The following is an 18,330-nucleotide window of genomic DNA, read 5'->3' as shown; positions in this document are numbered from 1 at the left end:
AAACGGGCTGGGAAGCTATCTCCCAACCCGTTTTTCACATTTATCGTGTCTAGATCCTACTTGAATTAGTCTTTTGTAACAAAAACGCTAACCTTGGCCGTTTTACCGCCATACTTGATTGTAATAGACACTTTGGTTCGTGGCTCTGCATCATCGGAGACAAAGACACGTCCTGTCTCGTCTACCTCTACCTGTTTAGGTTTGCTCGATTCATACTCGATTCCTTCTGCTTGGGTAACGTCTTCGGTAGTCCCATCCTCGAATTTAGCCTGAACCTCGAGCTCTGCTTCCTCTCCTTGCTCCAGCCTTAGTGATTTCGGTTTAACCTCGATTGATTTAACCGCTGCATTCCCAGCATCACCGACGACATATGAATCTGCTGAGTATACGGTAAAGGTCGCCAGCTCTTCTTCTTTTGTCACCTTGATCAGCTTGCCTTTTCCTCCTGTAACTGGTTTCCACGAATTGCCTCGGTAAGAGTAGACCTGTAGCTTCTCACTAGCACCATCAGCAATCGGCAGTCCGAGCGTAAAGCCCGTTTTGCCTAAGCCATTCAGCTTCTTATCATTGCTCCACGCTTTCAATTGATAAGCTTCCCCTGGATTCGGCACTCCTTTATAGCCGTCCCCTTTTACTTCGGTCAGTGAGATGGCGAACTTTTTTGCACGCTCATCAGCAAAGTAGTCACCTGACACTTCTACCCATGCTCCGGCTGACAACGTTAATCGAATCCCTACCTCTTTGTTCTTCAGCAACTCTACCAGCTTCTGATCCAAAATCATCGTTGGATCATCGGAGTCCTTCTTATGTGAACGTGGTTCCTTCACGTCACGATCGCTTTCTTGTACCAGAACGAATAGCACTGGGGAGAAGCCGATCTTTTCCTCCACTGGCTCGATCGCTTCCATGAATTCATCGAGTATATCAAGCAATTCTTCCACTTGCTCGTCCGATGCTTTGATCTCCTCTCCGTCATCGATGATAATTGTGCCAGCCTTTTTCAAGAGCGCTTCTGCCAATAAACGGACATGTTTGGCTACCTCTTTAGAAATGTCCTCGTCATCGAGCGGTTCCAGTATCGTTTTCGCCAAACTGGTCAACGAAGTGAAGCCAAAACGGGCAAGCTCCCCATCCTCGATTCCATCCTTCATAAGAGGGTCAAACGCTTTTTCCAAAAAGTTCTTAATTACATCGTTTAGCGTCTCTTCGCTAATGACATCCCGCTCTGTCTGCTCAGCTACCGCTGCGAGTACGGTCGTGATCGTATGCGAAACCGTTTCCCACTTCTCGGTAGCTGACCATTGTTCCGACTCGAGCAGTTTTTCCAGACTGCCGAGCACCTGACCCACCTGCTCCAGAATCAATTGCTCCTCGGTACTGGAGGAAATGATCTGTTCTGCTTGTTTGTTTAACTCTCGTTGCGTGTCCGGAGTTGGTGGTGAGTCCGGCTTGGCTGGAACCTGCACGGTCAATGCTTTCGTTACTGCTGTCGATTGATCGGATGCTCGTGTGACCTCCAAAATCAGGTCTACATTCGTCTGACGATTTGGCGGTGTAATTTTGCCGTCCAGCGCAATGATCGCTGTATCACTAGACGACTTGATCGCGATGGTAAAGCCTGTAGGTACTTCTGGCAGCTTCAAGCGCGTCTCACCCGCTGCTGGCTGTGTGAGCTGCGTGATGCTTTCCACTACTTCTTGTGCTGTTTTTTCCGGCGTGCCGCGATCCTTCAAGTCCAGCTGTACAAGGACAGGATTATGATCACTCACACGTCCCTCGTTCTCGGTCAAGCCAGCATTGATGTGAACGATATCAACTTTCGTGTCATCCTCCAAATGGTTGCTGACCAGAATTTGATCCAAGACTTGGGAGTTTCCTTGGTACACATACGTATACTGCTCACCCTTTGGCAGTTTCTCCACCATATTGGTCAAAACCCCATCTGCCAATTCCTGCACCGGATTCGAAAACGGGAAATCGTTGAGATCGCCCAGCACGACAACATTTGCTTTCGTTTCCGCCGCATGGATTTCTTTTACAAAGCTATTTAACACACGGGCAATTTTCATGCGCTGTACTTCGCTCACCAGCTGTGGCGGCTGATCTTTTCCAAACAGCGCTTGATCTCCACCCTTGGAGTTGAAATGGTTGGCGATGACAATGACAGGCTCGCCTTGGAAAATGAATTCCGCTGCCAGTGGCTTACGGCTCGAAGCAAACGCCTCGTTTGTCGGATCTACCCGCCCTGGATTGAGAGACAGATGCGCCACGCCATCTCGTGTCTCGATTTGTACCGCATCTGTCGCACCTCCTGGCGTTCCTTCTGCCAGCTGTACCCGTTCTGGGTTGTAGAAGAAACCAACACGGATGTTTCCTCCCGGCTGTCCACCATCTTGATTGTTCTGTGGCGCGATATCGGTGTATCGGTAAGTCGGGCCGTTTTTGTTTTCAATTGCTTTGATCAATGCGTCCGCAGACTGCGTAGCATCTGTTTGCCCATTGTCTGTTGGGCCATTATCGTCCTGCATTTCCACCACACCGATAATATCCGGCCCCTTCATGTTGTCCACGATCGTCTCGGCGATGCGGTTGATTTTAGCAGAATCGGTATTAGCCGAAAAATTCTCGATGTTGTACGTAGCGATTGTCAGCTTGTCCTCTTTTGGGGAAATACTCGTCACTGGCGGCTCATAATGGCTTGCCTGTACCGTAAATGGTTTTGTATGGAACAGCTTGTAATTCGCAAAGCTGTAGTCAATGATGCCTACCAGTGGTCCGTCAAATTTGTCTCCGACTTTTACCTCTCCAGTAATCGTTTCGAGTTTGTCTGATACCGTGATACGCTCTGGGTGAAAATCATTGGCTTCCAGTACCACACCGCCAGCTGGCGTACGTGGCTGATTCGGATGGGCTTGATCATCGATGACGACAAATTCCGTTGCGCGTGGATTGGTAAACGTCTTGGTTTCGCCAACTACGATTGGATTGTCGATCTGCACCAGCATGCCTTCGAGACTTTCCCAGAAGTCGATGCCGTCTTGGTCTGGATCGAATTTGCCGAGACTGTCGTTGTCGATGATTCCGTTCGGATATTCGTGGTTGTCTTTGCCCAGGATGAGTGGGTCTGGGAGTGCCTTTCTAGCGCCAATAACAACTGTGGTCGCATCAATTTGCGTCTGGGTGAGGTCTGTACCCGCCCTGTTCGATGGCACGTATTCCTTGACGGTTCCGCTAACGGTTACTTCATCGCCTGGGGTGACCGCTGCTTTTGGCTCGTAAACGTAAATTCCTTCAGAGGTAAATGGGTCTGCGTCCGGGATCGGGTCTTGCATATAAAAGCCTTGTACATTACTGCCGCTTCGGACGATAGCCGTTACGATTCCCGGAACATTATTCACTGTTCCATCGGCCATCGATGATCGGTGCGATGTTCCTTGAATGTCGTAAATGCGAATGTTTTCTTTTTGAATCACATAGCGGAAGGTCGCAACATTGCTGTCTGTGTAACCATCCTTGACGGCTATGGCTGAAAGGGTCGTATCCGCATCAATCTGGATCGGACCCGTATACTTCATGCTTTCCTTGCTCGGTATCGAACCATCTATCGTATAGAAGATCGTTGCGTCAGCCATCGTCGTTGAGAGCGTTACTTTTGTTCCTTGTGTCACCATAGGACCTGCTGGACTCGCTGTGACCATCGGGACTTTATTCTCGTCCTCTACGAGATCAGCCACAGTTCGCGGCACCAGCTTGTACACATTGCGGTCGTAGTTCACTACGCCTGTAATAGCTGCATAGCTTTTGTTCACTGGAAGGAGAAGAGTGGCATCCGGGCGAGACACAAACGTACCGTGCGGATCCTCCAGCGTATAATTGCCACTTGATACTGATTTGACAGTAACCACCTTAACCGTCACCAGCTTGCCTTCCAAAGCCTCTCCTGTAGCAGCCGCAAAATCAGTAGAAGTCACAACTTGCGGGTTAGGCACTCCCGCTTGCTTTTGCACAATTTCCACGTTATTGGTGAGCGCTTCGAGTTGAGCCAGTCCATAATAATCACTCATTTTTCCTGTAGCTTGGATTTTGTCTCCTACTTCTATTTTGCCAGTCAGCCCTGGCGCACGAAGTACGAGTCCTGCCGTATCATCTTGGAAATACACGTTGTTTTGTCCGCCCGCTTCAAACATCGCCGTCACCGTTCCGACGACAATCACGTTCGTTCCTACCGGGGTATTTCTTGCTTCAGCAATCGTCTTCGAACTTACTGCTGATTTGGTAACGCTAACTTCCGGGCTCTCAAACGATTTGCCATATTCCCCAACTGTTTGCTGCGTTACGAGAATATGATCCAGCTGGTCGATATTTGGAATCGTGAAGGAAAATGACCCGTTTGCCTGTGCCGTTCCTGTTTCTTTGTTACTAAGCATCAGCGGTTGTTTTTGCGGATCGTATGCGCGCAGTATCGCATTCCCTGCTGCCGCTCCTGCTTCTCCTCGCAGTTCGCCCACACCGTTCAATGCTTGCAGGCTGACTTTTTCCTGGATCAAAGCTGGACTGGCTACCGCTGGCCTCAGCTCGATGCCGGCACTCTCCTTCTTACTCCCTTCCGTTGCAGTCAGATAGACTCCCTGCGCATTTGGATCGGGATTGGCAAAAGTCAGCTCGATAAGTCCGGAAGCATCCGAATTTTGCTGTGCCAAAGGAGTATCGCTACCTGTTCCTGTAGGCTGACTCGCATAAACCTTAATCGTCCGCCCATGACCGACGTAGCCGCGAATTGTTGCTTGGATAGGATCAGTATGATCAAAAATAAGTTCTGTAGCGTTCAGCTTGTCGGTTACATCTGTTGGTAGCGGCGGTTCTACTGGACTTTGCGTGTTTTTCGGAGTAGGCGCTCCTGTGATAAAATCGTTGCCGTTGTTGTTCGTATCCCAGCCATTTCCTCCGTTCGGCACAATGCCGCTGGCGTCGCTTATGCGTTGGGCGCTGGTCGAGTTTGAAGTAGCTGATGCAGGAGAGTTGCCCTCGTATGCATTTGCTCCCCCGTATCCGACCATATCTACAACACCTGGTTGGGAGGATACATCCGCCCCAGTTAAAGGCGTAGTATGGCTAACCAATGCGACCTTTCCTTGTGCTCCAGCCATTGCAAGCGTTCCCGTAACTTCAGGAGCAGGGAGGTCTGCTACACCACCCGATCCTGCTGCTTGCTGGATCAAATAAAACCCATAAGGAGCTATGCTTCCTGTCAAATCGGTCTTGTTCCAGTTGGTTCCAGTAGCACCAGCATACTGAACAGACCACCCTACAAGCGAAACAGCCGTTTCTGTCGGGTTATACAACTCAATGAAATCGTTCTTGTAATGGGCGCCAGAATTCCCCCCACCCCCATACACCTCACTGATCACCACATGATCAGCCCGCGCGGCTTTTGCCTGTGGCATCCACCCTGTCGGTAAAACAGTTCCCATCATGACCGCGGCTATTAGTGCCAGCTTCGGCCATCTGGAAGAACTTCCTCTTTTTTTCAGCATTCTTGCATCATTCCTCCTCACATCATTCGGAAGTAGCTACTATAAAATGGTAAACGCATAACCTGAATATTATGTAAATTTGATGTAAAGTTTGTATAATCCTTCTAAACATGTTAAAACAAAAACCGCCAAGCTCCATCGTTCTTGGCGGTTTTTCTGTGTTTTTGTCAATTAGCTTTCGTCCACTTTCATACTGCGTGCGATATAAAGAACCGGCGTCGAAGCTGCCGATACGACAAACTTGATCAAGTAGGTAGTCAACAGGATTTGCCACCATACGTCCATTGGGAATTCTCCCAAAAAGGCAATCGTACAGAAGGTAACCGAGTCGAGCAGTTGACTGAAGAGCGTACTTCCATTATTGCGAATCCAGAGCTGATTGCGGCCTGGACATTTTTTCTTCAACCACGAATAGATTTTCACGTCGACAAATTGGCTGACAAAATACGCACACAAGCTACCCAAAGCAACTCTTGGCATCAAACCGAAAATCGTCTGCAAAGAACCTTGGGCAATATCTGTTTCCTGTGGTTCAAATACCAGCACGAGCTGCATGATGATCGTTGCCGCAATTAAGGTAAAGAAGCCGAACCACACGGCTTTTTTCGCTTCTCTTTCTCCATACTTCTCGTTCAATAGGTCGCTTACCAAATAAATAGAAGCATAAATCGTATTGCCGAGAGTCATGACCAAGCCGAACATCTCGATTGTTTTGACCACCTGGATGTTGGCCAGCACGGTAGCCATCCCAATCCACGCATACAGTCCCATTCTGCCAAACAGTCGGTAGCAGAGCAGGAACAGCCCGAAATTCACCAGAGCAAAAAGCACTCCGATCCAAAAATTAAACATATGATTTCCTCCTAGTTTTGATAACGCGGGAGTTTACGAACCGCGGCCCGTTTTGAGCATTCAATCATTTTACTTGCATTCTTTTATTTTATCAACCATTCTCGATGCATGCACAGCAATCGACATTCGGGACACCAACACAATTCCCTCATCGACCAAACTGGCTAATGCTAATGAAACGGTTTCTCTGGTCGCCCCTACCATGTTGGCAATTTCCTGATGGGAGAGAGATACAGTCAATTTCCAAAACGGCTCTTCTACTTTTCCAAATCGCTGACATAACTGAACCAACAGATGGAGTACGCGATCCCTGACCGATTCCAAAGCCAGCTTTTCCATCCGCTCCTCTTGTTCGCCCAATCGTTTGGCCAACTGGAACATCATTTCTTTCAAGCTTGGTGGACATGCTTGCAGCAATTCTTCCATCCGAGTCGCACTCCAATGAGTAAGGGTCGTTTTTTGCATCGCTTCAATGTAGACAGCGCGTGACCCTAGCACCATTTCCTCAATCTCGCCAAAAACAGCTCCAGGTCCCAGCAATCCCACGGTAAAGGCCTTTCCATCCTCGTTTAGCCGAGAGAGACGCAGGAGTCCCTTTTGAACGAAGAAAATGCCCATTCGAGTGTCAGCTGGTGTCTGAAATACCGTTTTCTTGGCTAGAACGATTTGCTCCCCCATTCTCTCATGCTTGATCGGCTCATTCATGATACATCCCTCACCAATTTAAATACCTAGTTACCTATACTTTTATGTATTTTAATTCATTTGTCAATCACTTCCTTCTACATGAAAAAATGACCACCTAATAAAAGGCGGCCATTCTTTACTGTGATACTGCTATACCCAAAACACAGGATACGCACGTTTCTTATGCATGTTATTGACGAACAGAGCAATCAGCACAACCACTACTGCACCTATGAGTACCGGAGACAATAAAAACTCCCACCCCTTGCCGTCCATGACAATGACGATCGGATTGGCACCCGCAGGAGGATGTGTCGTTTTCGTCACATGCATGGCGACAATCGCAAGACCAACACTAACTGCTACTACCCACAGCTGCGATCCGCCTATTTGATAAAGAATCACGCCGACCAAGCTGGTGAAAAAATGCCCCCCGATGATATTGCGCGGCTGAGATAACGGCGAATCCCAGGCCACAAAAGCAAGCACACAACTTGCTCCAAATGAAGCCATCAACCAGACAGCGGTGGTTAATTCCGTCAGCATGCCCAGTACCCCTATCGTCACTAATCCCCCAAGGCCCCCAATCAGAGCAACCGGGCCAGATATTTTCAAGGGCGTTCTGCTTCTCCCCTTCATTTTGGCTACAAATTCCTTTACGCTCCATCCATCACTCATCACAGCCACCTCCTACTCACATCGTAGCAAGCGACCCTTCCTTGTTCTGTAAGGTATCTTACAAAAACACAAATAATAGCTAGTTACCTAGATATTTAGTAAAATGAATACAAACACCAAACTGTGAGGCGAATAACCATGGCTCAATCACTTGTACGGCTAAATGCGGACTTTCCAATCCCGATCCATGTGCAAATTAAAGAACAATTGAAGCTTCTCATTGGCCTAGGACACCTTCAACCTGGCGAAATGCTTCCACCCGCTGCCCAATTAGCGGATCAGCTGCAAGTCAACCGCAACACCATCAATGTTGTATACACCCAGCTACGGGATGAAGGCCTCGTCCATATGCAAAAGGGTCGCGGTACTTCTATCGCCGACAAACCTGCGATTACTACCTTTCGCATGCGCCAGCAATCGCTTTATGATCACGCCAAAACATTCATGACCGAAGCACAGCAGCTTCCGTTTTCGCTGGATGAGCTTATGCTTGCTTCCATTGCTTACGGACATTTGTTTCTTTCCCGGTCCAAAAAAGAAGCTCGATGGCTCTTGGTGGAATGTCACGAGCATGATCATCCTTTTTATCGTAGGAAAATAGAAGAGATCATCGGCCAGCCCATTCAGGTTGCCTATCTTGAAAACCATTCAGATATCCTCTCTGCCTTTCAAGATGCCGACCAAATTGTCACCACCGTCAACCATGCAGATGAAGTAAAAGAATTAGCTGCTCGTTATCACAAATCAGTCCTCATCATTGGAGCAAATGCCCAGACGAGCACGCTTCTGGAGATCGCTCGCTTGGAGGCAGGCCGTGCAGTTGGATTTGTTTGTCTCGGAAAAAAAGGCGGGGAATGGATGGCCGGACGTGTACAAGAGGCAGGTATCGAACAGATTCAACACATGATCGCAGGATTCGCTGATGAACGCTCCTTGCAGCAGATTATCCACGATTCTGACTTGCTCTATGCCTCTGCTGCGGTATACGATCAGCTCCTCGCGTTAGCTCCAGACAAAACACGTCTCTATCCCATGCTGTTGGAGCAAAGCAGCGAGGCACTGCTAAAAGAAGCGAGCAACCTCCTAGCACCCTAACATTTACCTGTTACTGATTTGTAGGATTTATGACGGTAGTCTGTAACCAATGCATCCACACTATCGTACATAATGAACGTGTAGCAAGGACAAGCACAACATACAGCACACTACACATGACATCATGATCAGTCAGCAAGACTGGGGAGGAGATTCATCACATGAAACACATGAAACACTTGAACAAACTCGTAACAGGAACGGTACTTACTTCCGTACTTTTCACTGGTGGGTATGCAATGACAGCAGATGCAAGCAACACAACTTCTACAGCAAAAGGCTTGCAAGAAATTACGAAAAAAACAGCAGACGTAACGGGTGACAAGACCGCAGACACAGTCGTTCTATACGGAAAAAAAGAGAAAAACAGCCCATACGTTAAGGACCTGACTATTAAAGTAACAGATGGCAAAACGAAGAAATCTTTTAACATCGACGTGAAGGACAACGGCTACGAGCCGAAGCTCTCCGTTCAAGATTTCACTTACGATAAAAAAGGCGAGATCATGGTTACTGCAAGCACTGGCGGAAGCGGCGGATACACAACCAATCACATCTACACCACGAAGGATGGAAAAGCGAAAGAACTCAGCCTGCCAGGTCTGGATAAAAACAAAGCAGGTGTAGTCGGAGCGGACTTCGTAGAACTCAAACCAATCGATCTCAACAAAAATGGTCTCTACGTACTGGAAGGCACAGAGCGTCTTACTGGTGATTACAATGCAGATGTTCGCGGCTACCTCAAATCCAAATGGAAGTGGAACCAAACCAAATGGGAATTGATGAGTGCCAACTTCGAACCAGCTGTAAAACCACTCGAAGTCTATCACGATACTTTCAAAAGCCAAGACTCTGCCTTTGCTTTTAAAGGTCCAAAATCCTGGAACGGCAACATCCTTGTTGAGGAAAAAACTGGCCCAAATGCAGACGAATACTTGCCAGAAGCAAAGAGTGTAACCCGCTTCATCTTCAATGCTGACAAAGCAGAAGATCGTACACCTGTTGTGGTTATCACCGCGTTTGACCTGAATGACTGGAAAAAACTGAACAACCCGGACGAGCCACCAGTAGGCTACGAAATTGCACGTAACCAAGCAACCAACACGGTTTATGTAGCAAGCTTGCCACAAGACACAGTATTTGACCCAGCAAGCAAAGAAGGTAAGAAATTCATCCCTCTGATGATGTCTCTGGACCAAGTAAAACAAGCGTTTACGCTGGTAAAACGATAATCAATCCACAGCTCTCCACAAAAAAGTCCCTTTGCCTCTCTCATTGGCAAGGGACTTTTTCATTGTTTTTAAGGTTTTCCGAGGCATATCGCACGGGAGAACGGAACAACGGAACAAAAAAACCCCCGACCGAAGTCGAGGGTAACCCACTCTCTATGCGAATATCGGCAGCATGAGATTCAGCAAGAACAATCCCGCAATGACGTACATCAGCGCAGGCACTTCGCGACGTTTGCCCAATGCGAGCTTCATGAGCGGATACGCCACGAATCCAAACGCAATTCCATCTACAATGCTGTAGGACAACGGGATAATCACGATGATCAAAAAGGCAGGGAAGCCTTCCGAGAAGTCCTTCAAATTGATATTCTGTACATTTTGCAGCATCAGTGCGCCAATGATGATGAGCACGGGAGCAATGGCTCCATCCGGAATCATTTTAATGACAGGAAGCAAACCGAGCGAGAGCAGGAACAAGGTGCCTGTTACAAGGGCGGTCAGTCCTGTCCGTCCCCCTGCTGCGATTCCTGCCGCGGTCTCCACCGTCGAAACTGTCGGACTGGTTCCCAAAATGCCAGAGATGGCAGCCGACAACGCATTCGCTTGCAGCGAACGGCCGAACTTTTGCGGCTGTCCAACCATCGAGGTATGCCCATGAATCAAGCCAATATTTTCAAAGACGATGACCATCGCCAATGAGAAGGTCGCAATCCAAAATGGCAACGCCCAAATGGCAGAAAAAGAAAGACCCGCAAATACGCTTCCGTAATCTGCAAACGAAAACGATCCTCCCCCTCCTGGTTCGACAATCCCGAACAAAAAGCCAAGTCCTGTACCAACCGCAATTCCGATCAAGAAGTTACCCGGTACATTGCGAACAAACAAAATCAACGTAACAATCAAAGTAATCAGCGTGACGATTACATGCGGGCTGGATAAGTCCCCCAGCGCGACAAATGTAGACGGGTTCATGACGATCAGCCCGCCTTTTTGCAGACCGATGAAGGTCAAGAACAGCCCAATTCCAACGGTAATCGCTTCTTTTAGCGATGAGGGAATCGCATTGGACAATATCGTCGCGGCCCTGGTAAAGGCAATCACAGTAAAGATCAGACCAGAAACAAAAACAGCAGCCAATGCTTCCTGCCAAGTGAGGCCCATCGATTGGCATAACGTGTACGTAAACAGGGCGTTGATCCCCATGCCGGGAACCAGAATAATAGGAGCATTTGCCCAAAAGGCCATAAGAAGTGACCCGATAAATGCCGTCAATACAGTCGCCAGAATGCCTGCTTCCATCGGTATTCCAGCATCATTTAAAATCGAAGCGTTTACGGCAACAATGTAGACAATGGTGACAAAGCCAATAAATCCGGCGATGAGTTCCCTTTGAAACGTCGTGTCGTAAGCGCGCAAGTGAAATAGCTTTTCCATCCACGTACGCACGGATTTCCCCTTCTTTCCTTTATGTCTATTCCATGAAGTGAAGATTCACAGGAAACATGCTATCATAGCTTCATCAATATGAAAAATATCTATAAAATCTAATTTTCATATCGTTTTCATATGGAACCATTCTCGTAAGGAAAGAAGGCATTGTGTGTGGATATTCGGCAACTGCGTTACTTTATCGCCATAGCAGAAGAAGGTCAGATAACGGGGGCGGCTAAAAGACTGAACATGGCCCAGCCGCCTTTGAGTCAGCAGCTGAAGCAAATGGAGGAGGAGCTCGGGGTCATGCTCGTAGAGCGCTCAGGAAAACAAATGGTCCTGACAGAAGCAGGCATCACCCTCTATAAGCAGGCGCTCAATATCGTTCATCAAATGGAGGAAGCTCTCTCCGAGGTCAAGGAAACAGGCGAAGGCATTCGGGGGACGTTATCCATCGGTGTCAGTGCACTGTCAGCCTACCGCCTGCCAGAACAAATTCGTGTGTTTCAGCAAAAATATCCGCTCATTACATATAAAATCTGGAAAGGTGATACGCAGCTTCTCAATCAGTGGCTGGAGCGAAGAACCATAGAAGTCGCTATCGTACGCCTTCCCCACTCGTTGAACAACTGCACCATGATTCCGTTGGAGGAAGAGGATTTTGTGCTCATCGTTCCTGCCACCTCCCCCTATGCCGATCGCAAGGAAATCGAAATGCGCGAGATCGCCGAGCTACCGCTAATCATGCCGAGCACACCAGGATTGGGCATTTACGACTTGATTATCAAGGAATTCTCCCGTTTAGGCGTGGAACCGCACGTTATCTGCGAGTGCCCGGACATCTCTCTCATCGTCAGCATGGTCGCCTCCTCGGTCGGTTCCTCCATCGTCCCCATCTCGGCATGGGAGACTCATCAGAGCGAACAAATTCGCGGGATTCGACTCTCCGGAACTTCCATTTATTCTTCCGCTGCTGTCGTTTGGCAGTCTGGACGCCATCTGTCCAAAGCAGCGAATCGGTTTATCGAGACGTTTTCACCGTAACTTCATTCAGGGCGGTCACATCCGGAATAATCTTGGAAATCACGCGGGATGATAAACTATTACCATTTCTTGTAGATTCCCGGGAGGATAAAGATGACTTTCCTGATATCCTTGGTCATTGTATTTGTCATTGTGCTGTTCGGCGCGATTTCTCCTGAGCTTTTCGCCTCTGCGGCTTCCCATGTACTGAAAGTGACCACGACGAATTTTGGCTGGTTTTATTTGATCGTGACTTTCGGTTTTCTGATCTTTTGCATCTTCCTCGCCTTTAGCAGATACGGACAAATCCCTTTGGGGAGCGACGATGACGAGCCAGAATATTCGTTGCCTACATGGTTTGCCATGTTATTTTCTGCTGGGATGGGGATTGGTCTTGTCTTCTGGGGAGTAGCGGAGCCCGTCTCTCATTACTTCTCTCCGCCAGCAGGTGTGACTGGACAAACGACCGAAGCCGCACAAACCGCTCTGCGTTATGCATTTTTTCACTGGGGCCTGCATCCTTGGGGGATCTACGCTCTCATCGCTCTCGCTCTCGCGTATTTTCAATTTCGCAAAGGAGCGAAGGGCTTGATCTCCTCCACCTTTGGCCCGCTGCTCGGTGAGCGCATACACGGACCGCTCGGAAAAGGGATCGATATTCTGGCTGTCATCGCCACGGCATTCGGTGTCGCCACCTCACTTGGTCTCGGAACTCTGCAAATAAACGGAGGCTTGTCTCACCTCTTTGGATTGCCGTCCAACACCACCGTGCAAATCATGATCATTTCCATTATTACGGTACTATTTCTGCTCTCGGCTACGACAGGGCTGGATCGGGGAATCAAATATTTGAGCAATACGAATCTGGTATTGGCCTTGTTGCTCCTCCTGCTGACGCTCGTATTGGGACCAACCTCGTTTATTTTTGACGCTTTCACCAGCACGCTGGGCAGTTATTTGAACAATCTCATCTCGATGAGCTTGCGGCTGACCCCTTTTACACAAGGAACATGGGTAGCCAACTGGACGCTGTTTTACTGGTCGTGGTGGATTGCCTGGGCGCCGTTCGTCGGCATGTTTATCGCACGCGTCTCCAAAGGTCGCACGATCAAGGAATTCGTCATTTGCGTGATGCTCGTACCGAGTTTGTTGAGCTTCATCTGGTTTTCCGTGTTTGGCGGGACTGCGCTTCACCTCGAAATTTTTGATCAAGCACCTATAGGGGCAGCGGTACAACGTGACATCTCGACTGCGTTGTTCCTCGCACTGGAGCAGTTGCCCATGGGATATATTCTCGATGTCGTTGCGATTTTGTTGATCATCACGTTTTTTATCACGTCGGCGGATTCAGCTATTTTCGTGCTCGGCATGCTGTCTTCTGATGGCAACCTGGACCCTTCGAATCGGGTAAAATTCACCTGGGGTATCCTCCAATCCGCTATCGCAATCGTTCTTTTGTTAAGCGGCGGCTTAGAAGGCTTGCAGACAGCCTCCATTGTGGCAGCACTGCCTTTTACTGTCATCATGGTCCTGATGTGCTTTTCTCTTGTCATGGCACTGCAAGAAGAAGACCGGATTGCGAAAAAGAAACGGAAGGATCAGCAGAAGAAGCTGGAGCGGTTGTTGAAGGAGTTGTAAAAATTAGGAAGACCCTTCCATCAGGCATTATGCTTCGTGAAGGGTCTTCTTTATGGTATCATATGGTAAAAATTCCAAAGGATCTGATTAAATGGAGCTAGATCGTTCTTTTCGAAAAAAGATTGTACCGATACCGTACTGGAAATTGACGACTGTCTTCATCCTATTCATTGCCTCGTTTATTATCTGGCAAGTATGGGAATATGAAAATCGCCTCTATAATGACAATCTGTACATGAAACGATCGATTTTTACAGGTGTGATGTTTCAAGTGGAATTTCTCAAGGAGCCAGACGGGGAAGAAATAGAGCTGTACAGCTTTGTAACCCCAGGCGCTCGAGTAGATCGCCAACAAATGCACAAAGACAACCAACTGGAGTTTTCATTACTGGAGAATAAAATCGATCTGCTCATTCGAGAAGAGCGCAATGTCATCTTTTATTCCCTAATCTTGTCGTACACTCTGGCCGTTTGGTTTTTACTGCGAAATCTTATTCTTGATAGTGGCCTTCCTATTTTCACATTTGTTGGATGTGTTTTCTTTAGTTTTTCTGTCTGGCGTTCTTGGTTCAAAATACAGGAGTTGCTTGAAGAGACCGCCTATTATATGAGCAGATTGTAAAAAGGGACGCTACCCATCGCGTCCCCTTTTATTATTCATTGGATACTAATGACTCAGATATTACCTCAATCCCGTTTCGGCGAAACAGCGCCGCCGTCAGACCGACACCCGGCACTTTTTTCCCGGAAAAGCTGCCATCGTAAACGAAAGAGCTTCCACAGGACGGGCTGTTTTCTTTTAAGATGGCAGATGTGGCTCCAACCGTTTTCGCCAGCTTCAGCGCTTGGTTCGCCCCCATCAAAAATTCCTCGGTGACATCTCGACCTGTATTGTCTATGATGCGTGCTTTGCCATCCAAAACATCTTCTCCAGTCCCCCCGATGATTTCTGCTGGCGGTCGTGGTGTTGGCAAGCCTCCCAGCTGTTCAGGACAGACGGGTATAGCCTTTCCTTCCCGGAGCAATTGCTCCAGCTCTTGGTCCAAGCATGACTTCTGATCGTAACGGCATTCACAGCCGATCAAACAGGCACTAATCACTTTCATGACAACCGTCTCCCACCTTTTATCTATAGCTTGCGCAGCTTTACGCTTTGTATCATATGATCCTGTCCCTTGTCCAAAATCAATTGAGCGCGAACACGCGTCGGCAAAATATTTTGGCGCAGGTTGGCTCCGTTGATCTCCGTCCAAATGCCAGTGGCTACCTCAGTCGCCTCCTCATCAGACAGACTCGCATAACGCTTGAAATACGAGGATGGATCGGAGAACGCGGTCTGACGTAGTAGCTTGAACCGCTCTACATACCATTGCAGGATATGCTTCTCTTCCGCGTGCACGTAGATCGTGAAGTCAAAGAAATCGGAAACAATGACCTCGGAAATACGAGCATCGTTTTCGTCACCTCTGGGAGGTTGCAGCACATTCAAGCCTTCGACAATCAAAATGTCAGGCTGTCTGACGGTCTGCCATTCATCTGGTACGATGTCATACACAAGGTGGGAATAAACTGGCGCTTTCACTTCAGGCAAACCCGATTTTACATCGGATAAAAAATGGATAAAACGGCGCAAGTCATAACTTTCCGGGAATCCCTTGCGCTTCATGATTCCTCTATCTTCTAGAACCTTGTTCGGATACAGGAATCCATCTGTCGTTACTAAATCTACCTTCGGATGATTCGGCCAGCGGGACAACAGCGTCTGCAATATGCGAGCCGTTGTGCTTTTGCCTACAGCTACACTACCTGCGATACCGATAATAAATGGAACCTTGCCATCCTGGTTCCCTAAAAAAGTGTGAGTCGCCTGGTACAGCTCCTGCGTGCCCCCGACATACAAATTCAGCAGACGGGACAACGGAAGGTAAATGTCGGAGACTTCCGTCATGGACATTTTCTCGTTCAAGCCCTGCAAAAGGGAAAGCTCGTTATCAGATATGGTCAACGGCGTGGAAGCCCGTAAAGCACTCCACTGCTCGCGATTAAATGTAACATAGGGTGATGCCATGGGAATGTACATCCTTTCCATCATGAAAGTGCTTTCTCTAATTCAACACAAAGTTAGTTTACACCAGCATGTCTTTCTTGGGAACATGGGTGTTGTCCCAAATCAGGCCAGACCTGCACTTTGCCTTCATGAGTACATAGGAAAAAAGCCGATACCCCATGGCATCAGCTTTGCTTGCAAAAAGAATTTCTCGTTATTTTCCCAAGTGAGCTTGCAGCATCCACACATGCTTTTGCAAGCTGTCCATGATCCCCAAGAACATATCCCCAGTCGCTTCATCGTCCCCTGCTTCCGCGGCTGTAATACCTTCTTTGAGCTCTTTGATCAGGAGTGTAAAATCGCTCACGACTGCCTCTACCATCTGATCCGCAGACTCTCCACCTGTCGCTTCCTTAATGGAAGCCTGCTCCATACAAGCCTTCAACGTCGAAACAGGCTTGCCTCCAACCGTTAACAACCGCTCCGCCAGCTCATCCACATTTTTGGCTGCCTCGTTGTATAGCTCCTCGAATTTTTCATGCAGGGTAAAAAAATTCGGGCCTTTGACAAACCAGTGATAATGATGCAGCTTCATATACAGCACAGACCAGTTGGCAACCTGTTTATTAAGTACGTCGGTCACGGGCCGACTCATTGTCATACTCATCCCGCTCCACCTCTCATGGTATAGATATAGCGTTTGTAGTATGTGGTGAATGGAGTGGTTCTATTCTTTTTATGTCAGTCCATTTTTTCTAACACTTCATATCTGTCATTCCCATACTTCACCATAAAGTAGCCATTCACACATATATCGGTATAGAAGCTGTCTGTTATTAAAAGAAAAACCATCCTACACAATTGCATAATTGCTTACGTTTCTATCATACATTTTCTCCCTACAAAAAATGTATCGACTTCATTCCTTTCGAGTAAGTCCTCAAATTTTTCCGTTCCGTTTAGTATCAGGTAGTCGTATTCCGCTTGCGAGATAAAGAATGCTAACAGAATCGTACCGCCTTTCTTTGTACTTCCCGTACAAACATGGCTGTATTCTACAGGGAAAGCAAACGGCTCCGTAAAGTAAATGGCATGTTTTTGATACTTTTCAACGAATGACTTATCAAATCGTTCAATCCCTCTAATTGCAGTTCCTCGCCCTATTTCCAATGCATTCTGTATACAAAAAAACAAAGTGTTGGCAAGGATATTTCCCGTACTGCTAAAAACGGAATCCACTACCATTGAAACTTCCACAAGATCTATTAGTATGTCTTCATAATGACTCACTCCAAGCGTGTTGAAAACGAGGCAATCTTGAAATACATTTTCATATTTCAAAATTTGTATGTTTGGATGGTCATCGCTATATTTGTCACTTCTCCATTCTATTGCTTTGGTTGCTATATAGTGGTGATAACTAGCCATGTAATTTCTCAAGAAAATCCACTAATACTCGTCTGGCTGCAACACCAGCTGTGGGAATCAATTCATTTACCCGTTCGACAATGGCGGAATTATCTCGTATTATTTGCTTACCTTCCGGAGTCGTATAACTTCTCAACGTATCTACACAGATCACGAAAAGTTCCTCATCTTCCGTACTCAGCAACGATAATAGAATATTCAGTTCATGTTCGTTACAAGAATTGTCCATGCAGTACGCGAGTTTTCGCTGCCATTCTAACGGTTTCATCATTACATGACTGACCAGGTCTTCCCAATCCTTTTGGCTGAACTTCGCTAACATGTCAGTCGCAATTATGCACCCATAGTCATACCAATAATCGACGGTATTTTGGCAGCCAGTTATAAAATTATCTAATTCTTTGTACAAGTTGATCACCTCAATTCTATATTCAAGTTTTTTCTCATGGCTTCCAAATACTTTTCAAGCCCTTGCTTTTCCTCCGATCTTTTTTCTACATATCTCTTCGCTGCTATTTTAAAATAATCATACAGAATATTGATCATATCTATTAAACATATACTATTGAGCCAATTGGTATATCAGCTGATCTAACATTCTTACCAAGATGTATACCTAACATCCTTAAACATGAAAATGCTCATTCCTTCTAACTGGCCAGATGGAACAAGCAGCTTTTGCTTC

At 47.3% G+C, this 18,330-nt stretch carries 15 protein-coding genes; 5 read left to right on the top strand and 10 right to left on the bottom strand.

The window, feature by feature from the left end:
* Positions 1-65 precede the first annotated feature (65 nt).
* The 4 genes from ACKKE8_RS07600 to ACKKE8_RS07585 form a co-directional block, all read right to left on the bottom strand.
* Positions 66-5,534 carry a chitobiase/beta-hexosaminidase C-terminal domain-containing protein gene (locus ACKKE8_RS07600; RefSeq protein ID WP_409177630.1) on the bottom strand — a complete coding sequence of 1,823 codons (5,469 nt, stop codon included), beginning with the start codon at positions 5,532-5,534 and terminating at the stop codon, positions 66-68.
* A 171-nt stretch (positions 5,535-5,705) separates the two neighbouring features.
* On the bottom strand, positions 5,706-6,386 hold the full coding sequence (locus ACKKE8_RS07595; protein WP_409177629.1) for a queuosine precursor transporter: 681 nt from the start codon (positions 6,384-6,386) through the stop codon (positions 5,706-5,708).
* Between the two features lie 69 nt (positions 6,387-6,455).
* Positions 6,456-7,091, bottom strand: a complete 636-nt coding sequence (locus ACKKE8_RS07590) for a Crp/Fnr family transcriptional regulator (RefSeq protein WP_409177628.1) — start codon at positions 7,089-7,091, stop codon at positions 6,456-6,458.
* 132 nt (positions 7,092-7,223) lie between these two features.
* The gene (locus ACKKE8_RS07585) at positions 7,224-7,751 is read right to left on the bottom strand and encodes an HPP family protein (RefSeq protein ID WP_409177627.1); all 528 of its coding nucleotides are present in this window, start codon (positions 7,749-7,751) and stop codon (positions 7,224-7,226) included.
* A gap of 138 nt (positions 7,752-7,889) precedes the next feature.
* Between ACKKE8_RS07585 and ACKKE8_RS07580 the strand changes: the two genes are divergently transcribed.
* Positions 7,890-8,846 (top strand): GntR family transcriptional regulator, encoded by a 957-nt coding sequence (locus ACKKE8_RS07580; RefSeq protein ID WP_409177626.1) that lies wholly within the window; start codon positions 7,890-7,892, stop codon positions 8,844-8,846.
* Positions 8,847-9,007: 161 nt separating this feature from the next.
* Positions 9,008-10,078, top strand: a complete 1,071-nt coding sequence (locus ACKKE8_RS07575; protein WP_409177625.1) for a hypothetical protein — start codon at positions 9,008-9,010, stop codon at positions 10,076-10,078.
* 153 nt (positions 10,079-10,231) lie between these two features.
* Here ACKKE8_RS07575 and ACKKE8_RS07570 read toward each other — a convergent pair whose 3' ends face one another.
* Positions 10,232-11,512, bottom strand: coding sequence for an NCS2 family permease (locus ACKKE8_RS07570; protein WP_409179080.1), 1,281 nt, complete (start codon positions 11,510-11,512; stop codon positions 10,232-10,234).
* Positions 11,513-11,680: 168 nt separating this feature from the next.
* Here ACKKE8_RS07570 and ACKKE8_RS07565 point away from each other — a divergent pair, with 168 nt between their 5' ends.
* From ACKKE8_RS07565 to ACKKE8_RS07555, 3 genes are all read left to right on the top strand, one after another.
* Positions 11,681-12,553 carry a LysR family transcriptional regulator gene (locus tag ACKKE8_RS07565; protein WP_409177624.1) on the top strand — a complete coding sequence of 291 codons (873 nt, stop codon included), beginning with the start codon at positions 11,681-11,683 and terminating at the stop codon, positions 12,551-12,553.
* A 93-nt stretch (positions 12,554-12,646) separates the two neighbouring features.
* On the top strand, positions 12,647-14,170 hold the full coding sequence (locus tag ACKKE8_RS07560) for a BCCT family transporter (RefSeq protein WP_409177623.1): 1,524 nt from the start codon (positions 12,647-12,649) through the stop codon (positions 14,168-14,170).
* Positions 14,171-14,261: 91 nt separating this feature from the next.
* Entirely contained in the window at positions 14,262-14,792 is a 531-nt protein-coding gene (locus ACKKE8_RS07555; RefSeq protein ID WP_409177622.1) for a hypothetical protein, read from the top strand.
* 31 nt (positions 14,793-14,823) lie between these two features.
* Here ACKKE8_RS07555 and ACKKE8_RS07550 read toward each other — a convergent pair whose 3' ends face one another.
* The 5 genes from ACKKE8_RS07550 to ACKKE8_RS07530 form a co-directional block, all read right to left on the bottom strand.
* On the bottom strand, positions 14,824-15,276 hold the full coding sequence (locus tag ACKKE8_RS07550) for a DUF523 domain-containing protein (RefSeq protein WP_409177621.1): 453 nt from the start codon (positions 15,274-15,276) through the stop codon (positions 14,824-14,826).
* A gap of 23 nt (positions 15,277-15,299) precedes the next feature.
* Positions 15,300-16,238 (bottom strand): type I pantothenate kinase, encoded by a 939-nt coding sequence (coaA, locus tag ACKKE8_RS07545; protein ID WP_409177620.1) that lies wholly within the window; start codon positions 16,236-16,238, stop codon positions 15,300-15,302.
* Positions 16,239-16,431: 193 nt separating this feature from the next.
* Positions 16,432-16,884 carry a Dps family protein gene (locus ACKKE8_RS07540; protein WP_007726053.1) on the bottom strand — a complete coding sequence of 151 codons (453 nt, stop codon included), beginning with the start codon at positions 16,882-16,884 and terminating at the stop codon, positions 16,432-16,434.
* A 206-nt stretch (positions 16,885-17,090) separates the two neighbouring features.
* Positions 17,091-17,645, bottom strand: a complete 555-nt coding sequence (locus ACKKE8_RS07535; RefSeq protein ID WP_409177619.1) for a suppressor of fused domain protein — start codon at positions 17,643-17,645, stop codon at positions 17,091-17,093.
* The gene (locus ACKKE8_RS07530; RefSeq protein ID WP_409177618.1) at positions 17,638-18,054 is read right to left on the bottom strand and encodes a hypothetical protein; all 417 of its coding nucleotides are present in this window, start codon (positions 18,052-18,054) and stop codon (positions 17,638-17,640) included. The genes ACKKE8_RS07535 and ACKKE8_RS07530 overlap by 8 nt, the downstream gene beginning before the upstream one ends.
* Positions 18,055-18,330 lie beyond the last annotated feature (276 nt).

The organism is Brevibacillus fortis, from assembly GCF_046196545.1.
Taxonomy (GTDB): Bacteria; Bacillota; Bacilli; order Brevibacillales; family Brevibacillaceae; genus Brevibacillus; species Brevibacillus fortis_A.
The sequence above is the reverse complement of the archived record's forward strand: the minus strand, read 5'-3'. Positions and strand labels throughout refer to the sequence as shown.

What these genes read in the sequence shown, in the direction of transcription:
- ACKKE8_RS07580 (WP_409177626.1), top strand. Translation starts at nt 7,890, where the DNA reads ATGGCTCAATCACTTGTACGGCTAAATGCGGACTTTCCAATCCCGATC.
- ACKKE8_RS07560 (WP_409177623.1), top strand. Translation starts at nt 12,647, where the DNA reads ATGACTTTCCTGATATCCTTGGTCATTGTATTTGTCATTGTGCTGTTC.
- ACKKE8_RS07540 (WP_007726053.1), bottom strand. Translation starts at nt 16,884, where the DNA reads ATGAGTATGACAATGAGTCGGCCCGTGACCGACGTACTTAATAAACAG.
- ACKKE8_RS07595 (WP_409177629.1), bottom strand. Translation starts at nt 6,386, where the DNA reads ATGTTTAATTTTTGGATCGGAGTGCTTTTTGCTCTGGTGAATTTCGGG.
- ACKKE8_RS07555 (WP_409177622.1), top strand. Translation starts at nt 14,262, where the DNA reads ATGGAGCTAGATCGTTCTTTTCGAAAAAAGATTGTACCGATACCGTAC.
- ACKKE8_RS07600 (WP_409177630.1), bottom strand. Translation starts at nt 5,534, where the DNA reads ATGCTGAAAAAAAGAGGAAGTTCTTCCAGATGGCCGAAGCTGGCACTA.
- ACKKE8_RS07550 (WP_409177621.1), bottom strand. Translation starts at nt 15,276, where the DNA reads ATGAAAGTGATTAGTGCCTGTTTGATCGGCTGTGAATGCCGTTACGAT.
- ACKKE8_RS07570 (WP_409179080.1), bottom strand. Translation starts at nt 11,512, where the DNA reads ATGGAAAAGCTATTTCACTTGCGCGCTTACGACACGACGTTTCAAAGG.
- ACKKE8_RS07535 (WP_409177619.1), bottom strand. Translation starts at nt 17,645, where the DNA reads ATGGCTAGTTATCACCACTATATAGCAACCAAAGCAATAGAATGGAGA.
- ACKKE8_RS07585 (WP_409177627.1), bottom strand. Translation starts at nt 7,751, where the DNA reads ATGAGTGATGGATGGAGCGTAAAGGAATTTGTAGCCAAAATGAAGGGG.
- coaA (WP_409177620.1), bottom strand. Translation starts at nt 16,238, where the DNA reads ATGGCATCACCCTATGTTACATTTAATCGCGAGCAGTGGAGTGCTTTA.
- ACKKE8_RS07590 (WP_409177628.1), bottom strand. Translation starts at nt 7,091, where the DNA reads ATGAATGAGCCGATCAAGCATGAGAGAATGGGGGAGCAAATCGTTCTA.
- ACKKE8_RS07575 (WP_409177625.1), top strand. Translation starts at nt 9,008, where the DNA reads ATGAAACACATGAAACACTTGAACAAACTCGTAACAGGAACGGTACTT.